This is a genomic window from Bradyrhizobium sp. P5_C12 (assembly GCF_054049735.1).
On record NZ_JBFULU010000043.1, the window covers coordinates 49,865 to 65,366 of the forward strand.

Sequence of the window (15,502 nt, forward strand, 5' to 3'; positions counted from 1 at the left end):
GCTTCACAGCCGATCCGCCGCGGTTGCGCTATGCCTCAATGGCTCGTTGCCATTGGAGGCATCATGCAGAAATTCTTTTATCAATTGAATGAGGGCGACCGCCGCATCGTGCGCAGATGGCGGCTGGCGGCATTTGGCTTCTACGGATCGATCCTGGCCGGAATGGTCCTGTACGTGGCGCTGCACTGGAATCCGGAGGTCAATTATGCCTCGGCCGATTCCACGGCGCGCGCAAAGATCATGAGCACGTCGGGCGCCGACGGACGCGCGCCGTTCTCGCCTTAATCTTCAGGCCGGGCGATGCGCCATTGCAAGGTCGTCGCATTGCCGTTGACTTCGCCTGGCGTCTTGTCGGCGGGCGAGGTGTAGAGCGGACGGTAGCGATAGGCCCACATCTTGCTGCCGTCGTTGCGGCTGATCACGGTGAAGTCGCCGATCGCCTTGGCATCCGCCGGCGCGGCCAGGGGAACCCAGCTCTCGGTGCACTTTCCGTTGCAGTTCGACGTCTTACCGCTGGTGTCGCGCTCGTAATAATAGAGCGTCATGCCCTTGAGATCGACCAGCTTGGGGCCCTGCTTGGTCAGGACCACCTTGGCCGGCGCGGTCGTGGCCTCGGGCTTCGGCGCCGGAGCGGCATCGCCGCCGCCATGTCCGTTCGCGACCGCATGACCGGTCGAGAGCGCGATGGCCGCGGCCGCAATGATGAACCTGAACATCCGATACCCCCGAACGGCAAAGTTAATCGCGCGTTAACGCGCCGAATTGGGCCGACGGTAGCAGCCGAAGGTTAGTTCCGGGTTTCGCGGCACTGCGACGATTGCGGACCAGCCATACGGGCCTATGCCTGCGCCTCGCGCAGCGGCGCGCGGCTGAGATCGTTGCCGGCGGCAATGGCCTTGCGCAACAGCCGCATCAGCTCCTCGCCTTCCTTGGCGCTGAGGCCGCGCAGCATGATGCGCTGCGCCGATTCCACGGCCGGCGTGATCTTGCGCAGCGTGCGGCGGCCTTCGTCGGTGATCTCGAGCTCCCGGGCGCGGCGGTCGCGGCTGGAGGCGCGGCGCTCCACAAGCCCCTTCTGCACGAGACGGTCGATCACGCCGGTGATGGTGGTGCGGTCGTAGGCGATCAGGCCGGCGAGCGTCACCTGGTCGAGCCCCGGATTGGCCTTGATGGTCGCGAGCGCGGCGTATTGCACCGGCGTGAGATCGAATCCGGCATCCGCGATCTCGGCCAGAAACACCGCCACCGCGATCTGCTGGAACCGGCGCGCCAGATGGCCGGGCATGTCGTTGTTGTCTTTCACCGGTTTCTCCCGAGGGGCGCAGGCCGTGCTCATTGACAAGTATACTGATCATCAGCATACTGAGCAATATCCAAACAGAATGTTGTCAGGGAGGTGCGCATGCAATTCCATCTCAATGGATTTCAGCCGGGCGATCCCGAGATCGCCGATCCCGCCCTGCGCGTTCAGGCCTCGGGCGCACCGGGGGCCGTGCCTGAAGTGGTCGATGTCCTTATCGTCGGCTGCGGCCCGGCCGGCCTCACGCTCGCGGCCCAGCTTGCGCAGTTTCCGGATATCAGGACCTGCATCGTCGAGCAGAAGCCGGGTCCGTTGCTGGTTGGCCAGGCCGACGGCATTGCCTGCCGCACCATGGAAATGTTCCATGCCTACGGTTTCAGCGAGCGCGTGCTGAAGGAGGCCTATTGGGTCAACGAGACGACGTTCTGGAAGCCGGACGAGCGGGCGCCCGAGACCATCGTCCGCAGCGGCCGGGTGCAGGACGTCGAGGACGGGCTGTCGGAATTCCCGCACGTCATCCTCAACCAGGCGCGCATCCACGACGGCTTTCTCGAAATCATGCGGAAAGCGCCGGCCAGGCTCGAGCCCTACTACAGCCGACGTCTGCTCGACCTCGAGGTCGAGGCAGCCGCAGGGCCTGCCGACCATGCCGTGACGGTGCGCCTTGAACGCGTCGATGCCGGCAATGAGGGCGAGGTCGAGACGATCAAGGCGCGTTACGTCGTCGGCTGCGATGGCGCGCGCAGCACGGTGCGCAGATCGATCGGCCGCGAGCTGCACGGCGACTCCGCCAACCACGCCTGGGGCGTGATGGACGTTCTGGCGGTGACCGATTTTCCCGACATCCGCTTCAAGGCCCTGATTCAATCTGCCAAGGACGGTAGCCTTCTCATCATCCCGCGCGAGGGCGGTTACATGGTCCGCCTCTATGTCGAGCTCGCCAAGCTCGATGTCGGCGAGCGCGTCGCCAACCGCAACATCACCGCCGACGACGTGATCGCCAAGGCGCAGCGGATCCTTAAGCCGCATACGCTCGCGGTGAAGGAAATCGCGTGGTGGTCGGTCTACGAGATCGGCCAGCGCCTGACCGACAGGTTCGATGACGTGCCGGAGGCCGAGATCGCGACCCGGCTGCCGCGCATCTTCATCGCCGGGGATGCCTGCCACACCCACAGCCCCAAGGCGGGGCAGGGCATGAACGTCTCGATGCAGGACGCGTTCAATCTCGGCTGGAAGCTTGCGGCCGTGATCCGCAGGAAATCTACGCCGAGCCTGCTGCATTCCTATTCGGCGGAACGCCAAGCCGTTGCCAAGGAGCTGATCGATTTCGACCGCGAATGGGCGGGGATCCTCGCCTCCGCAGCCAAGGCCGGTGGCGCCGATGCGGCCAGGACGCAGGACTATTTTGTCCGGCACGGCCGCTACACGGCGGGCACGGCGACGCACTACCGCCCGTCGCTCCTCACTGGCGCAGCATCGCACCAGCATCTCGCGGCAGGCCTTGTCATCGGCACGCGCTTCCATTCCGCACCCGTGATCCGGCTCGCCGATGCCAAGCCGGTCCATCTCGGCCACGCCGCGGACGCCGACGGACGCTTCCGCATCTACGCGTTTTCGCGCGCCGAAGATCCGGCGGCGGCCGGCTCCGCCATTCGCGCGTTGTGCGACTTCCTCACCGAAGCGCGGGACTCTCCGGTGAAGCGATACACGCCGGCGGGCGCCGACATCGACAGCGTGATCGACCTGCGCGCGGTATTCCAGCAGGATCATCGCGAGCTCGCCGTCGAGGCGATGCCGTCGCTGCTGCTCCCGCGCAAAGGTCGCTATGGTTTGCTCGACTACGAAAAGATGTTCTGTCCGGACCTCAAGAGCGGCCACGACGTTTTCACGATGCGCGGCATCGATCGGCAGGCCGGTTGCATGGTCGTGGTGCGGCCGGACCAATATGTCGCGAACGTACTGCCGCTCGACGACTTCACTGGGCTCGCGTCGTACTTCGACGGGTTCATGCTGCCGGTGAACTGACGTTCGCGGTGTTGCGCTCGTCGTGCAGATGAACGGCGGATGAATACTGAACTCCGCGCACATTCAATCTTTCGGCTGATGCGGCTGCTCCAGGAGGAACGCTCGTTCCTCCCGCGCGTTCGGACTCGCAGAGGAGGAACACGCCATGAGACTCAGAAACATTTTGGTTGCAGCATTGCTGCTTGCCCCCACGGCCGCGCTGGCCGCGCCGGGCATCGTCACCGTCTCGACCGGCTTGCGCGCCGGGCCGGGTTCGGGATTCCCCGTGGTCGATCGCATCCCCGAGGGCGCCCGCGTCAACATCCATGGCTGCCTGCGCGGCAATGCCTGGTGCGACGTGAGCTTCTCCGACGATCGCGGCTGGGTGTCGTCGCAATATCTCGAATATCTCTACCGCAATCACTACGTCTATCTCCCCGACTATGTCGACGAGATCGACGTGCCCGTCGCGCCCTTCGTGCTGACCTCGTACTGGTCGAGCTATTATCAGGGGCGACCCTGGTATCGCCGCCATGCCTACTGGAATAATTACTGGACCTCGCACGAGCGCTTCGCGACGCGGATGACGATCGATCCGAGCGCGGCCCGTATCGGCCGTGCGGCGACGCGCGACGCGGCGATCGCACTGGGACGCGGCGGCGCGAACGCTAAGGCCGCTCCTGCGATCTCCGGCCGTGATGCGACGACGGCACGGCATGACGCGGCCATCGCAAAGCGCGACTCTGCGATCGCAAAGCGCGACGCTGCGGTTGCGGCGGATCGGACTCGCGCCGGACGAAGCGATCGTCTGGTGAACGCGCGGACGAGCGTGCAGCAGAACCGCAACCCGCGCGATGCGCAGGCGCGCATGGTGCACGAGCATGCGGCGAGCCGCGCCGCAACACATGCGCAGCCAACACATGCGCAGCCGATGGCGCGTACTCAGCCGACGCCACGCGCGCATGAAGCGCCGCGTGTGTCGGCCGCGCCTGCGGCCCGGCCTGCGACGCCGCACATCGCCCAGCCGAACGTGAGTCATGGTTCGCCGATGAATGCCCGTGCGCAGATGCCGGCGCCGCGCGCGGCCGCGCCTGCCATGCCGCATGGCGGCGGTGCCCCGCACGTCAACGCGGCACCGCATGGCGGCGGCGCGCCAGCCGGTGGTCCCGGCGAGCACCAGAAGCACTGATTGCCCGCAGAAAGCCCGGCCTTCGCGCCGGGCTTTTTTTGACTGTCGCAAGGCACGTACAATTTAAGATGGTTTTTCGCGCGAGGATTTCATCGATCGTAATATCTGTATCGAAAGCTGTAAGCATCCACTCGGGGCAGCGGGGCACGGGAGGATGACGATGAGACAGAGTCAGGCGGAGACGCGTCGCCAAAATGTCGCGAAGCGGTCGATGACCAAAGAGGCCAAGCAGCTGACCGGCCTGATCGCCGGACTGCGCAAATCCCTCGATGGCATCCACAAGGAGCGGGCGAACCCAAAGCTCTCCGGCGCCGAGATGGGCCTGCTTGACGAGCGCCGCAACAATCTGCTGCTGACCATCGCAGCCCTCGACGACCGCCTGTCGGCGGTGCAGGGGCTGATCGATCTCGGCCGGCCTCATATCATCCGCGTTCACTAAGAGAGGCGCGCACGTCGCGCTGCCGGCTCCGTCGCTGATGTGATGGGCCGCGCCCCGGCTGGAACCGTCTCCGCGCACAATGCTGCCGCGGACGGGCATCAAATTGCCATGCTCCCGGCGAATTGCCGCCAAAGCCCGCTGCCACGACGGCATGGGGTGCAAGGCAACGCAAGGGGATGCGCATTGGCCTATAAAATGGTCGCAGAACGCGACAACGCGAAGTACAGTTTCGCCCGCGAGAGCCGGTTGGTCATCGTAGCGAAGGCCAAGGTTTGGGCGAGCGAGGGTTGGCGGGTCGTCATTACCGATCAGGACGGCAAGGCCTACGCGCCGCCCGAGTTTGATCAATTGCTGGCGGCGTGACCGCAAGACGGGGCTAGGGGACGGCTTTGACATCGTTATTTCGACCGGGACGCGATCTGATCGCGCCTGCGGCGATTGTTGCAGCTGTCGCTTTGCTGACGGCGACGATCGCGTCTGCACAAAACCTCGACGCCGGCAAAGCGCCCGCCAAGCTCTTCGCCGATGGCTGCGCGACCTGCCACCGCAGCCCGCGCGGCCTCGCGAAAGGGCGCTTCAGCCTGACGCTGTCCTGGTTCCTGAAAGATCATTACGCGACCAGTTCCGACTCCGCCAAGGCGCTTGCCGCCTATCTGGCGTCGGTCGATGAGCCTCCGCGCGCTGCGGCGAAGCCCGCCGCGAAGCAGCCCCGATCCCCATCGCGTCCGCCTAGCCGGTGACGCTATCCGCGCCGATGCGTCTGCGCGATCAGCCGGTCGTGCACGGCGCGAAGGTCCGCGCTCATGCGGGTCTGTCCCGTCGTGACATAGGACAGCCAGGCGCCGTCGGCGGCGAGGCGCACGATCTGGAGCTCGGGCGTGCCGTCGGTGGCGCGATGCCGCTTCAGGCGCGCCTTCATCCAGTCGTTCCAGAGCCGGCGCAGCGACGGATCGGTGACCACGACCATGCTGAGCGCGGCCCAGGGCGTGGCGAAGCCGAACGCCTTGCCGGTGAAGACCGCGTTGACATAGGCGCGCGTGAAGCTGCCGCGCGGCTTCGGATCCGCTTCGACGGCGGCGTCGATCTCGGCGTCGACGCGGGCGAGCAGATCGGTGAACAGGCCTTCGATCAGCGCCTGTTTGCTGGTGAAATGATGAAACAGCCCGCCCTTGGTGACGCCGGCGGCCGCCGCCACCGCCTGCACGGTGACGCCTGATACACCGTGGTCCATGGCGATAGCCGCAGCGTGGGCGAGCAGGGCACGCCGCACCTGCTCGGGCTGCTTGGCGCGGGTGTAGGCGCTTGCACCCATCAATGCACCGTCGTCTCCGAGAACAGGTTGATGATCACGACCCCGGACACGATCAGGGCGATGCCGACGAAGGCGGCGGCGTCCAGCATCTGGCGGAACAGCACGAAGGAGAGGGTGGCGGTCAGGATGATGCCGACCCCGCCCCAGATCGCGTAGGCGATGCTCAGGGGAATCACCCGGATCGCGACCGACAGCGCGTAGAACGAGGCGACGTAGAACAGCACCATCGCCAGCGTCGGCCACGGCCGCGTGAACTGCGCCGATTGCTGCAGAAAGGCGGATGCGGTGACCTCGAAGACGATGGCGAGGGCAAGGGCTGTGTAGGCGTTGAAGGCGGACGTCATGGCGAACCTGGGAGCACGAAAGATACCGCGCGGTAGGTATGTTTAGCACGCGGAACATGGCTTTTGCCGGGAGCAGGTATCACGTGTGAGTGACGGGCCTGCGACAAATCGGATGCAGCCTGAAGCCGCCGCGCGATGAATCGCGCGGCGGCTCCGGGGGCGCAGTGGTCCGATTCGGCGCTAATCGATCCGCACGGAGAGCTCGACGTCTTCGGCAAAGGGCGTGGACATGTAGCCGCCTCCGGGCGTGCGCATGCGCGCCAGATAGTCGGGGCTGTCGTCGGCGTTGTCGGCGACGATGATCGCACCCGGCCTGAGATGGCCTTCGACCAGACCCAGGATCTCCGGGTAGAGCGCCTTGGCGCCGTCGAGCAGCACGAGATCGATCGTGTCAGGCAGATCGGCGCTGAGCGTCTTCAGCGCATCGCCCTCGCGGATTTCGACGAGATCGAGCAGCCCGCCGGCCGAGAGGTTGTCCCGCGCCCGCGCCGCCTTGGACGGCTCGAACTCGCTGGTGATGAGCCGGCCGCCGCCATTGTCGCGCAGGCCTGCGGCAAGGTGCAGGGTCGAGATGCCGAACGAGGTGCCGAACTCGACGATCGTTTTGGCGCGCGAGCTGCGCGCCAGCATGTAGAGCAGCGCGCCGGTCTCGCGGGTGACCGCGAGCGGGACGTCCCTCAGGCGTCCGTAGAGGTCGGCGTAATCGGTCTTGCTCCGCATCATCCGTGCGCGGTCGGCGTCGGTCAGGTGGGCGAAGGCAACTCGCATTGCGCCGCGTGCTGCTTCGTCCTCGTCGAACAGGCGATCCAGCAGCGGCGCAAGCGACGTGATAGTCGGGGTGGTCATTTGGTGTCTCCAGAGTTCGCGGCAAAAGCGCGTGCTTGCGTACGAATTGAAATACGACTAATTCGTCGCATTTCCTATTCGCATTACCCCGGGCGCATCTTGGCCGATCGTCGAAGCCGTTCAGTTTCCTCACGAAAACAGCCGCAACAGGTCCGCTCAAACGAGCTGGTCGCGGCTATCCTGGATGCCGCTGTTCAGGTCTTGGCGAAGGAGGGGGCGCAGCGTTTCACCACCGCGCGGGTGGCGGAGCGGGCCGGGGTGAGCGTCGGATCGCTCTACCAATATTTTCCGAACAAGGCGGCGATCCTGTTCCGTCTCCAGAGCGATGAGTGGCGGAGCACAAGCGAGCTCCTGCGCGGCATTTTGGCGGACCCGACGAAGCCGCCACTGGTGCGGCTGCGCGCGCTGGTCCACGCCTTCATTCGCTCCGAATGCGAGGAGGCCGCGATCCGTAGCGCGCTCAGCGATGCCGCGCCGCTCTATCGTGACGCGCCCGAGGCGCAGGAGGCGCGGGCAGCCGGCGAGGGCATTGTCGCGATCTTTATGCGCGAGGCGTTGCCAGAGGCCTAGGAGGCAACGCGCGAACTCGCCGGGGAGCTGATCAAGACGACGCTGAGCGAGGTCGGCAAGCGCTTCTCGGAGACGCCGCGCAGCGAGGCCGAGATCGCGCGTCGTGCCGATGGGCTGGCCGACATGTTCTGCGCCTATCTCGGCGAGCTTGCGCGACGCCGAAATCATTCCTGACATCTGCGTTTGCGGCCCAATATCGTTTCGGATTTCGCCGGATGATGGGTTAGCCTCGTATGGTCCTTCGTCCAGCCATCGAGTGCCGCGCCATGCATGTCCTCCGTCCGCAGTTCCGCATCGAGCAGCAGCGTGCGCTGGAGTTCGCGGCTGCGCGCGGCTTTGGCGTGATCGTGGCGTCGGATGCGCATGGCCCGCGTGCCTCGCACGTGCCGTTCGTGCTGGGGCAGCGTGACGGGAGCACGATCGTGCAGATCCATCTCACGGCGAAAAACCCGTTGGTCGAGCTCGCCGACGGCGCCAGGCGCTTCCTGCTGATCGTCGCGGGCGACGACGCCTACATCTCCAACGATTGGTACGCCTCGCCCGACAACGTCTCGACCTGGCTCTACGAGGCCGTGCACCTGTCGGGGGTCGCGCATCTGCGCGGGCACAGCGAGAACCGCGGCCATGGCGATGCGCTGCTCGCGGTCTCCGAGGCGCGGCTACCCAAACAGCCCTGGGACCTCGCGCAGATGGAGCCCGGCAAGCGCGAGAGCATGCTGGCGGCGATCCGGGTCATCGACCTCGTGGTCGATCAGGTCGAGGGGCAGGCCAAGCTCAACCAGCACAAGAGCGATGCGGACCATGTCGCGGTCGCCGATCGACTGGGGCGGTCGGAGGAGACCGGACACCGGCGTCTGGCGCGGCAGATGCGGGCGCTGCGGCCGGGGCTCGGGTATGAAGTCTTGTAGCCCGGATGGAGCGAAGCGAAATCCGGGTCTTGAGCTTGCCGCACGATTCCCGGATTGCGCTTCGCTCCATCCGGGCTACGCCAGCTACGCTTGCCTCGCTCAGCATTTAACCTTACGGACCGCCACATGCTCGTCATCTCCATTCAAAGCCAGGTGGTCCACGGCCATGTCGGCAACAGCGCGGCCGCCTACGCCATGCAGGCGGAGGGCGTGAACGTCGCGGCGGTGCCGACGACACTGTTGTCCAACCATCCGCGCTATCCGAGCCTGCGCGGCCGGGTGCTGGACGCCGAGCTCGTCGCCGATCTGCTCAGGGGCGTCGAGGAGCGCGATCTGGTCGACGAGGCCGCCGTGCTCATCACCGGCTATCTCGGCTCGCCCGACAACGCCGTCGTCGTCGCCGATTTCGTCGAGCGCGCGCTGACGCGGAATTCAAGGCTGCTCTATCTCTGCGACCCCGTGATCGGCGATGACGGCCGCATCTATGTCGCCGACGGCATTTTGGACGTAGTCCGGCACCGCCTGCTGCCGGCCGCAAGCCTGACCACGCCGAACCAGTTCGAGCTCGAGCTGCTCTCGGGCGTCAGAATCGCGGACGCGGACGCCTTGCGCGCGGCGTGCGCGGTGATTGCGGGGCAGGGCCGGGTCGACGTCGTCGCCACCGGCTGCACGCTCACCGACACGCTGGCGGGGCAGGTCGAGACGATCCTGTGCGCGGACGGCCAATTGTCGCGCTTTGCGACGCCGCGCCTGCCGATCCGCCCCTACGGCACCGGCGATCTCCTCGCCGGGCTGGTCGCCGCGCATCTGGCCAAGGGCGCAGCGATGGAGGCGGCGGTGCGGCTTGCGGTCGAGACCATCTTTGCCGTGCTGGTGCGCACGCAAGAGGCTGGCACGGCCGAGATGCGCCTCGTGCCGCTGCCCGTGCGAGGCGCGTAACGCGTCAGGGGCTCAGGTCGCCCGCTTCGCAGCGGATTGTGCCGACTTCTGCGGCTTCGCCGGGTTCTTCTGCTCGCGCGCGGCCTGCGCTTTCGGCGGCTTCGGCTTCGATGCGACGTGGACCTTCCTCGGCTTTGCGTTCGCGACTTGCTGCCGATCCCCGCTGCCGCGCTTCGAGACGTATTCCTGGCCGTCGACCGGGCCGACATGCGGCGGATCGCGGCCGAGATAGGGCCGGCCGATGCCGAGCGCCTTGCCGTTGGCGTCGACCCACTTCCACAGGATCTCGGTCGAGACCCAGCGTTGCGCGCGGTTGTTGCCGGCGGTCGAGACGATGTCGGCCGCCATGCCGTGACCGTAGCCGCCGCGCGTGCTGCCGCCGTGATAGGAGCGGTCGGAGGCGGCCTTCAGGCCGCTGGCGATCGACTGGCGATAGTCGTCGCGGAACGCGCTGGTGATGCCCGGCGACAGGCCGGCGGCTTCGGCGGCGAGCAGCGTGCGAAACAGTTTTCGCTTGAAGCTCTTGTCCATGCCGCCGATCACGTAGTCCATCAGCGGCATGCCGGCATGGTCGGCCGCCTTCGGATCCTTCCAGCCGAAATCCTCGTCGACCAGCTTGGTGAAGCTGCGCATCACCGTGACCATCTTGCCCCTGCGCTTGACGGTGACGGCGCGGCGCTCCTGCACCTTGATCGAATCTTCCTTCGCGGTGCGCTGGTAGAGCGCCCAGAGATAGCGATCGATGCAGGCGTCGATGACGAAGCATTCGTCGAGCACGGCCACGGTGTCCGCGGACGGCGACGCCTTGCTCGCGACAGAAGCGGGCCCGGTCGTGATCGTTGCGGGCGAGAGCGCGTCGGATGGCACGACATCACCGGGGTCGGCGGATGCGAGCTTGATCGCGGGCTCCTGCGCCGGTGCGGCCTCGCCGCTGACGGCAACGGGTTCGGTCGAAACCTTGGAAGGGGCCGTTTCCACCGGCAGCATGTCGGTCGGATCGGCGGAGGCGAGCTGGACCGGCGCAGGCGCATCGGGCGCGGCTGTTTCAGCGGTCGTCGAGCTCGGCGCCGCAGCCACGGCGGCCGCGATGGCGGCCGTCAAGGCGACGCCATCCTCGATGGTGGCGGCGCGCGGGACATCGGCGAGTTCGAGGCGCGTGAGGTCCTTCGCGCGGGAGATGGTTGCCGCATTGGCGCCGCTGTTCTCGACCAGGGCCGGGGCGTAGGCGGACAGCGAGAGTGCGAGCCAGCCGACGAGGACGGCCGAGGGGCACGAGACCGCCACGATGAGAGACCGCTGATCGTTCATGATCCCTGCCTCCAAAAGGTTCTGTTCGAACCAGTGTTGCACAGCCAAGCACGCGGTAGGTCGATTGTTCGGAGGACGGTGTGGCGGCGCAATGGCGCAATTTCGGGAAAAGGAGCTTTTCAGGCGGGTGTTGCCCGGGGGCAACGCGCGGGTTCCATGCGGTTCCAAGGCCGGAACCGCCAAATTGGCGGCGTGGAGTCCCGTCAAATTGAGCGATCGAAGTTAACTCAATCTTGGATTGTGGAAATGCATTTCTCTCGCGCCGGCAATGTCCGGCCGATCTGGGAAGGACACGAGTGTGAAGTTGAAATGCATGCTGGCCGAATTTGCCGCCGATGAATCCGGCGCCACCGCGATCGAATACGGCCTGATCGCAGCGGGCATCGCGCTCGCCATCATCGAAATCATCTACGCGCTCGGCACCAATCTCGTTGCGAAGCTGCAATCGCTGGCGACTGCGTTGAAGTAGGTATCCGTCATCCCCGCGCAACGGCGAAGCCGTTGTCGCTGGAGGTGCGAGGCGTGCGGTGCGCGGCAGCGCGCGGGATGAGTGGCTCGGATGCAGTTGGGCCGTCGCCCTTCGAGGGCCGCTGAAGAAGCGGCCACCTCAGGGTGACGGGGACAGATTGGTGCGCCTTGACCGGGTGTTTTTTTGCCCGACGCCTCGCGCAACCTTGCGCCCGGCAGTGCGTTTGGTCGTCCATGAGCACGCATTCCTCGCTTCGTCCCATGGACGCCTTCGATCCCGCTGAACCCGCCATCCTGCACGATCTCGTCTCCGACACGATCATCACCTGGACCGCCGAGGAGGCCGACGACTATCGCCGCGCCAGCCAGCCGCGCGAGGATGGGACCGTGGCCTGGAAGGCCTATCTCTTCGACGGCTGGGGTAACGTGCTCGGCGGCTGATCCCGGGCTTGGGTGTCTGGGCAGTGTTTGGACAGTGTCACGTCGCGGCAGGCGGGGCGGCGCCAAGAGGTTGCGCGCATTAAACATATTGCCATGCGCTGGGCGCGATGTTGCAATGCACCAAGGCGTGTCGCAATGCAGCGAAAGACGATTAGATGTGCTCCGACCCTTCTTCCAGGAGCATCACCAATGAACAAGAAGACTTTGTCGATCGCCGCCATTCTGACGATCGCGGGCAGCACTGCCGCTCTCGCTGCCGAACTGCCGGCCTATGAGGCCAATGGCTTCCCGGTCTCCGCCGTGCAGGTCAGCGTGCTCGGTGCCGGACATGTCCAGCAGCAGGCGACGGCGCCTGCCGCGAGCGCCACGGTTCACCAGGCCAGCGTGCTGACGCCGCGCAAGGTGAAGACCGCGACGGTGACCACGGGCAGCGCCCGCTGAACTGATATCGCGAGAAGCGGCATTCATCGAAACCGCGTTCCCTTCGGGAGCGCGGTTTTTCTTTGCGGCAGCGACCAGCGCGTTTTCGTCGCGCGTGCGCGGATCGAGAAGCCGAAGCCGAAAAAAATCGCGCGATGCCTCGATTGTGTACGGCCGTTCAAGACGCGTGTGACCTCCTTAATAGTTGTTTTGCAGATCGCGCTGCTTGATGCGGCCGCCGCATCCTCAGCGGCCAATAATTGATTTCATACTGGAGTCCGTCATGCCCGTTGCCCAGAAAGCCGTCATTGCAAGCGCATCGCCGCGCGCGTTCATTCTCAGGCATGTCGCACTGTTCGCTGCGGCCGCACTGTTCGTGTTCGTGCTGAGCTTGACCTACGGGCTCGATCTCAGCCCCGGATTCTTCTGAGCGATAGATCGTAGGTCGCTAACCCACCCTACGATTGCGCAATCCGCATCTGCTGCCGCGTGCCAGCCCTGCGACCGCATGGGTTGAGCTGTGCCACCCGCCGACGTAACGCTTGCTGCATGGATCAGCGGACGAGCGGCGCTGACGCTCCCTTTCGAACGAACGATGCGGCGCCGGCACTGATCGGCGTGCTCTGCGGGCTGGGCGCGGCGCTGTTCTGGGCGCTCGGCTTTGCCGGCACGCGGCATGGCTTGAAGGTCGGCTTCACGCCGGTCGATCTCCTGGTGCATCGCTATGTCTGGTCGGGCATCGCGTTCCTGCCGCTGGTGCTGCGCGCGGGCGTCGGTGATCTCTGCGGCATCGGCTGGGGCAGGGGCCTTGCGCTGATGGTGCTGGGCGGCCCGGTGATGTCGCTGATCTCCTACACCGGCTTCCTGTTCGTGCCGCTCGGCCATGGCAGCGTGATCCAGCCGTCCTGTGCGACGCTCGGCGGCCTGCTGCTCGCTGCCCTGTTCCTCAAGGAGAAGATCTCCGTCTCGCGCTTGGCCGGCGCCATCGTCATCGTCGGCGGCCTCGGCGTGATCGGCGCCGAATCGATCGGCCATATCGGGGCCGACGGCGTGCAGGGCGATCTGATCTTCGTGCTCACCGGATTGATGTTCGCGGGCTTTGGCGCGCTGCTGCGCCACTGGCGCGTCTCGGCGTTCTCGGCCGCGACCGTCATCAACGTGCTGTCGCTGCTGTTGCTGCCGCTCTACCTGCTGACCGGCGGGCTTTCGCGCATCGCGGCGATCGGCGTGTCCGAGAACGCGATCCAGGCGCTGGCGCAGGGCGTGCTTGCCGGACCCGCCGCGCTCTATCTGTTCGCCGTCTCGGTGCAGCGCCTCGGCGTCGCGCGCGCCGCGGTGTTTCCCGCCTGTGTGCCGGCGCTGACGCTGCTCACCGGGTGGCTGCTGCTCGGCGAGCCGCCGACGGCGTTGCAGGCGGCGGGATTGGTGACGGTGCTGTGCGGGTTTTATCTGGCGCAGCGGCAGCGCTGAGCGCGGGTGGGTTACGCTCACGCCAACCCACCCTGCACATCAGGCCTTCTTCACGAACTCCGATTTCAAGTTCATCGCGCCGATGCCGTCGATCTTGCAGGCGATGTTGTGGCCGTCGGTGGCGTCCTGGAGGCGGATGTTGCGGACCTTGGTGCCGCCCTTGACGACAGATGACGATCCCTTGACCTTGAGGTCCTTCATCACGATGACGCTGTCGCCGTCGGCGAGCACATTGCCATGGGCATCGCGCACGCCCGCCTCCTGCGGCGCATCCGTTGCCGCACCGGCCGCAGCGCTCCATTCATGGGCGCATTCCGGGCAGATCCAGAGATCGCGATCCTGATAGGCATGCTCCGAATTGCAGTTCGGGCATTTCGTGGTGTCGTCCGTCAAAAGCCTGATCCTCCATGCTGGCGAGGCGCACCCTAGGTTCGCGCCCGGCTAAAGCAAGGAAAACATGCATGCCCGCAATCGTACCGATTGGGAGCAAATCCTTTACCATGGCGTCCAGTCGCGATTGAACCGGTGGCGGCGTTCAGGCGAAATTCTGCGGAATTTGCGCCTGAATTTTAAGGATGCGTCGGATATGCCGTTCGACGCCGCAGGTTACGGGAGCTGTCATGAGCGATCATCGCGCCGCAGTCAGACATCACACGTTGAGGACCGGGATTGTCGAGTTCGACAACGGCACCGGCAGCAGCATCAGCGTGCCCTGTACCATCCGCGATGTCTCCGGCACCGGCGCCCGCCTGCAACTCAACTCGTCGCTCTGGGTCGCGGAGCAGTTTTCGCTGATCTTCAGCAGCGGACTGCGCAAGGGCTGCCGGGTCGCCTGGCGCAGGGGCAGGCTGATCGGCAGCGCGTTCGCGGACGGCTATGCGAGCCCGGACGAACAGGCCGTCATGATGACCGCGGACGAGCAGTCCCGGCACAAGCAAGCGATCGGTGCGCGCGTCAGAGCCGCGCGCGAGACCCGCGGCTACACCGAAGCCCAGCTGGCGGAGCTCATCGGCGTGGCGCCCACCTTCGTGGCGCTGGCCGAGAACGGCGAGGCGGACATTCCGCTCTACCAGCTGATGCACATCGCCGATCTCCTGATGGTCAGTCTCGACGGGCTCGTGACAGGCCCGGCGTCCGAGGAGGTCGACGCGGCGTAGCGCGCTAGTGACGTGTCGCGCGCAGCTCGAATGTGGTCTGCGTGACCCCCGCCGCCCAGCCCTCGAAATGCACGACGCGCTGCCTGACCAATTCCTCGTGCAGGTCGGCAATCTTCCGCGACTGCGCGGCGAAGGTTTCACAGGCCTCCTTCGCAAACTCCATCTGAAACGCGAAGGCCTCGGCAGGTGACCGCGCAGACGCGAGCTTCCCGAACAGCGCCCAGCTCTGCTGGAGCGACGTCATGGCGTAGTCGGCGCAGGCATTTGCGATCGCGTGGGGGCTCACCGCGACGAGTTCCGGTGGTGTGATCGGTGCGCTCGCGGTGGTCGGAGTTGCGAAAGCTGGCGAGGCTGGGTTCGGGGCGACCGATACATTTATGTCTGGAC

General features: G+C 65.9%; 22 protein-coding genes and 1 pseudogene. 15 read left to right on the forward strand and 8 right to left on the reverse strand.

Annotated features, from left to right (window positions below):
• Positions 1-63 precede the first annotated feature (63 nt).
• Positions 64-285 (forward strand): hypothetical protein, encoded by a 222-nt coding sequence (locus ACXJMY_RS29495; RefSeq protein ID WP_456622861.1) that lies wholly within the window; start codon positions 64-66, stop codon positions 283-285.
• Here the strand turns inward: ACXJMY_RS29495 and ACXJMY_RS29500 are convergent.
• Together ACXJMY_RS29500 and ACXJMY_RS29505 are read right to left on the reverse strand one after the other, a co-directional pair.
• Positions 282-716: a COG4315 family predicted lipoprotein gene (locus ACXJMY_RS29500; protein ID WP_456622862.1), complete on the reverse strand. Its 435-nt coding sequence runs from the start codon at positions 714-716 to the stop codon at positions 282-284. The genes ACXJMY_RS29495 and ACXJMY_RS29500 overlap by 4 nt on opposite strands.
• Before the next feature lie 122 nt (positions 717-838).
• Entirely contained in the window at positions 839-1,303 is a 465-nt protein-coding gene (locus ACXJMY_RS29505; RefSeq protein WP_456622863.1) for a MarR family winged helix-turn-helix transcriptional regulator, read from the reverse strand.
• Between the two features lie 99 nt (positions 1,304-1,402).
• Between ACXJMY_RS29505 and ACXJMY_RS29510 the strand changes: the two genes are divergently transcribed.
• The 5 genes from ACXJMY_RS29510 (at position 1,403) to ACXJMY_RS29530 (ending at position 5,672) form a co-directional block, all read left to right on the forward strand.
• Positions 1,403-3,325: an FAD-binding monooxygenase gene (locus ACXJMY_RS29510; protein WP_456622864.1), complete on the forward strand. Its 1,923-nt coding sequence runs from the start codon at positions 1,403-1,405 to the stop codon at positions 3,323-3,325.
• Between the two features lie 145 nt (positions 3,326-3,470).
• Complete coding sequence (locus ACXJMY_RS29515) at positions 3,471-4,493, forward strand: SH3 domain-containing protein (RefSeq protein WP_456622865.1); 1,023 nt, start codon at positions 3,471-3,473, stop codon at positions 4,491-4,493.
• A gap of 160 nt (positions 4,494-4,653) precedes the next feature.
• A complete protein-coding gene (locus tag ACXJMY_RS29520) occupies positions 4,654-4,932 on the forward strand; it encodes a hypothetical protein (protein WP_456622866.1) in 279 nt (92 codons plus the stop codon).
• 156 nt (positions 4,933-5,088) lie between these two features.
• Positions 5,089-5,295: a hypothetical protein gene (locus ACXJMY_RS29525; RefSeq protein WP_456622867.1), complete on the forward strand. Its 207-nt coding sequence runs from the start codon at positions 5,089-5,091 to the stop codon at positions 5,293-5,295.
• A gap of 26 nt (positions 5,296-5,321) precedes the next feature.
• Positions 5,322-5,672, forward strand: coding sequence for a hypothetical protein (locus ACXJMY_RS29530; RefSeq protein ID WP_456622868.1), 351 nt, complete (start codon positions 5,322-5,324; stop codon positions 5,670-5,672).
• 2 nt (positions 5,673-5,674) lie between these two features.
• Here ACXJMY_RS29530 and ACXJMY_RS29535 read toward each other — a convergent pair whose 3' ends face one another.
• The 3 genes from ACXJMY_RS29535 to ACXJMY_RS29545 all read right to left on the reverse strand — a co-directional run bounded on the left by ACXJMY_RS29535 (position 5,675) and on the right by ACXJMY_RS29545 (position 7,434).
• Positions 5,675-6,244 (reverse strand): TetR family transcriptional regulator, encoded by a 570-nt coding sequence (locus ACXJMY_RS29535; RefSeq protein ID WP_456622869.1) that lies wholly within the window; start codon positions 6,242-6,244, stop codon positions 5,675-5,677.
• The gene (locus ACXJMY_RS29540) at positions 6,244-6,588 is read right to left on the reverse strand and encodes a DMT family transporter (RefSeq protein WP_456622870.1); all 345 of its coding nucleotides are present in this window, start codon (positions 6,586-6,588) and stop codon (positions 6,244-6,246) included. Before ACXJMY_RS29540 ends, ACXJMY_RS29535 begins: the two co-directional genes overlap by 1 nt.
• Positions 6,589-6,768: 180 nt before the next feature.
• Positions 6,769-7,434 carry an O-methyltransferase gene (locus tag ACXJMY_RS29545; protein ID WP_456622871.1) on the reverse strand — a complete coding sequence of 222 codons (666 nt, stop codon included), beginning with the start codon at positions 7,432-7,434 and terminating at the stop codon, positions 6,769-6,771.
• 99 nt (positions 7,435-7,533) lie between these two features.
• Between ACXJMY_RS29545 and ACXJMY_RS29550 the strand changes: the two are divergent.
• The 3 genes and pseudogenes from ACXJMY_RS29550 to pdxY all read left to right on the forward strand — a co-directional run bounded on the left by ACXJMY_RS29550 (position 7,534) and on the right by pdxY (position 9,851).
• Positions 7,534-8,178: pseudogene (locus tag ACXJMY_RS29550) on the forward strand (TetR family transcriptional regulator).
• A 92-nt stretch (positions 8,179-8,270) separates the two neighbouring features.
• The gene (locus ACXJMY_RS29555; RefSeq protein WP_456622872.1) at positions 8,271-8,912 is read left to right on the forward strand and encodes an FMN-binding negative transcriptional regulator; all 642 of its coding nucleotides are present in this window, start codon (positions 8,271-8,273) and stop codon (positions 8,910-8,912) included.
• A gap of 126 nt (positions 8,913-9,038) precedes the next feature.
• Complete coding sequence (gene pdxY, locus ACXJMY_RS29560) at positions 9,039-9,851, forward strand: pyridoxal kinase (protein WP_456622873.1); 813 nt, start codon at positions 9,039-9,041, stop codon at positions 9,849-9,851.
• Positions 9,852-9,863: 12 nt separating this feature from the next.
• Here pdxY and ACXJMY_RS29565 read toward each other — a convergent pair whose 3' ends face one another.
• On the reverse strand, positions 9,864-11,159 hold the full coding sequence (locus tag ACXJMY_RS29565) for a hypothetical protein (protein ID WP_456622874.1): 1,296 nt from the start codon (positions 11,157-11,159) through the stop codon (positions 9,864-9,866).
• A gap of 304 nt (positions 11,160-11,463) precedes the next feature.
• Here ACXJMY_RS29565 and ACXJMY_RS29570 point away from each other — a divergent pair, with 304 nt between their 5' ends.
• The 5 genes from ACXJMY_RS29570 (at position 11,464) to ACXJMY_RS29590 (ending at position 13,958) form a co-directional block, all read left to right on the forward strand.
• A complete protein-coding gene (locus ACXJMY_RS29570) occupies positions 11,464-11,628 on the forward strand; it encodes a Flp family type IVb pilin (protein ID WP_456622886.1) in 165 nt (54 codons plus the stop codon).
• Between the two features lie 233 nt (positions 11,629-11,861).
• Entirely contained in the window at positions 11,862-12,068 is a 207-nt protein-coding gene (locus ACXJMY_RS29575) for a hypothetical protein (RefSeq protein ID WP_456622875.1), read from the forward strand.
• Between the two features lie 189 nt (positions 12,069-12,257).
• Positions 12,258-12,509 carry a hypothetical protein gene (locus ACXJMY_RS29580; RefSeq protein ID WP_456622876.1) on the forward strand — a complete coding sequence of 84 codons (252 nt, stop codon included), beginning with the start codon at positions 12,258-12,260 and terminating at the stop codon, positions 12,507-12,509.
• Between the two features lie 262 nt (positions 12,510-12,771).
• Positions 12,772-12,918 carry a hypothetical protein gene (locus ACXJMY_RS29585; protein WP_456622877.1) on the forward strand — a complete coding sequence of 49 codons (147 nt, stop codon included), beginning with the start codon at positions 12,772-12,774 and terminating at the stop codon, positions 12,916-12,918.
• Positions 12,919-13,037: 119 nt separating this feature from the next.
• Entirely contained in the window at positions 13,038-13,958 is a 921-nt protein-coding gene (locus tag ACXJMY_RS29590) for a DMT family transporter (protein ID WP_456622878.1), read from the forward strand.
• Between the two features lie 39 nt (positions 13,959-13,997).
• Here ACXJMY_RS29590 and ACXJMY_RS29595 read toward each other — a convergent pair whose 3' ends face one another.
• Entirely contained in the window at positions 13,998-14,351 is a 354-nt protein-coding gene (locus ACXJMY_RS29595) for a zinc ribbon domain-containing protein YjdM (RefSeq protein WP_456622879.1), read from the reverse strand.
• A 227-nt stretch (positions 14,352-14,578) separates the two neighbouring features.
• Here ACXJMY_RS29595 and ACXJMY_RS29600 point away from each other — a divergent pair, with 227 nt between their 5' ends.
• Positions 14,579-15,115 (forward strand): helix-turn-helix domain-containing protein, encoded by a 537-nt coding sequence (locus tag ACXJMY_RS29600; RefSeq protein WP_456622880.1) that lies wholly within the window; start codon positions 14,579-14,581, stop codon positions 15,113-15,115.
• Between the two features lie 4 nt (positions 15,116-15,119).
• Here ACXJMY_RS29600 and ACXJMY_RS29605 read toward each other — a convergent pair.
• Positions 15,120-15,502 (reverse strand): phasin family protein (locus tag ACXJMY_RS29605; protein ID WP_456622881.1); only part of this gene is annotated, 383 nt, incomplete at its 5' end.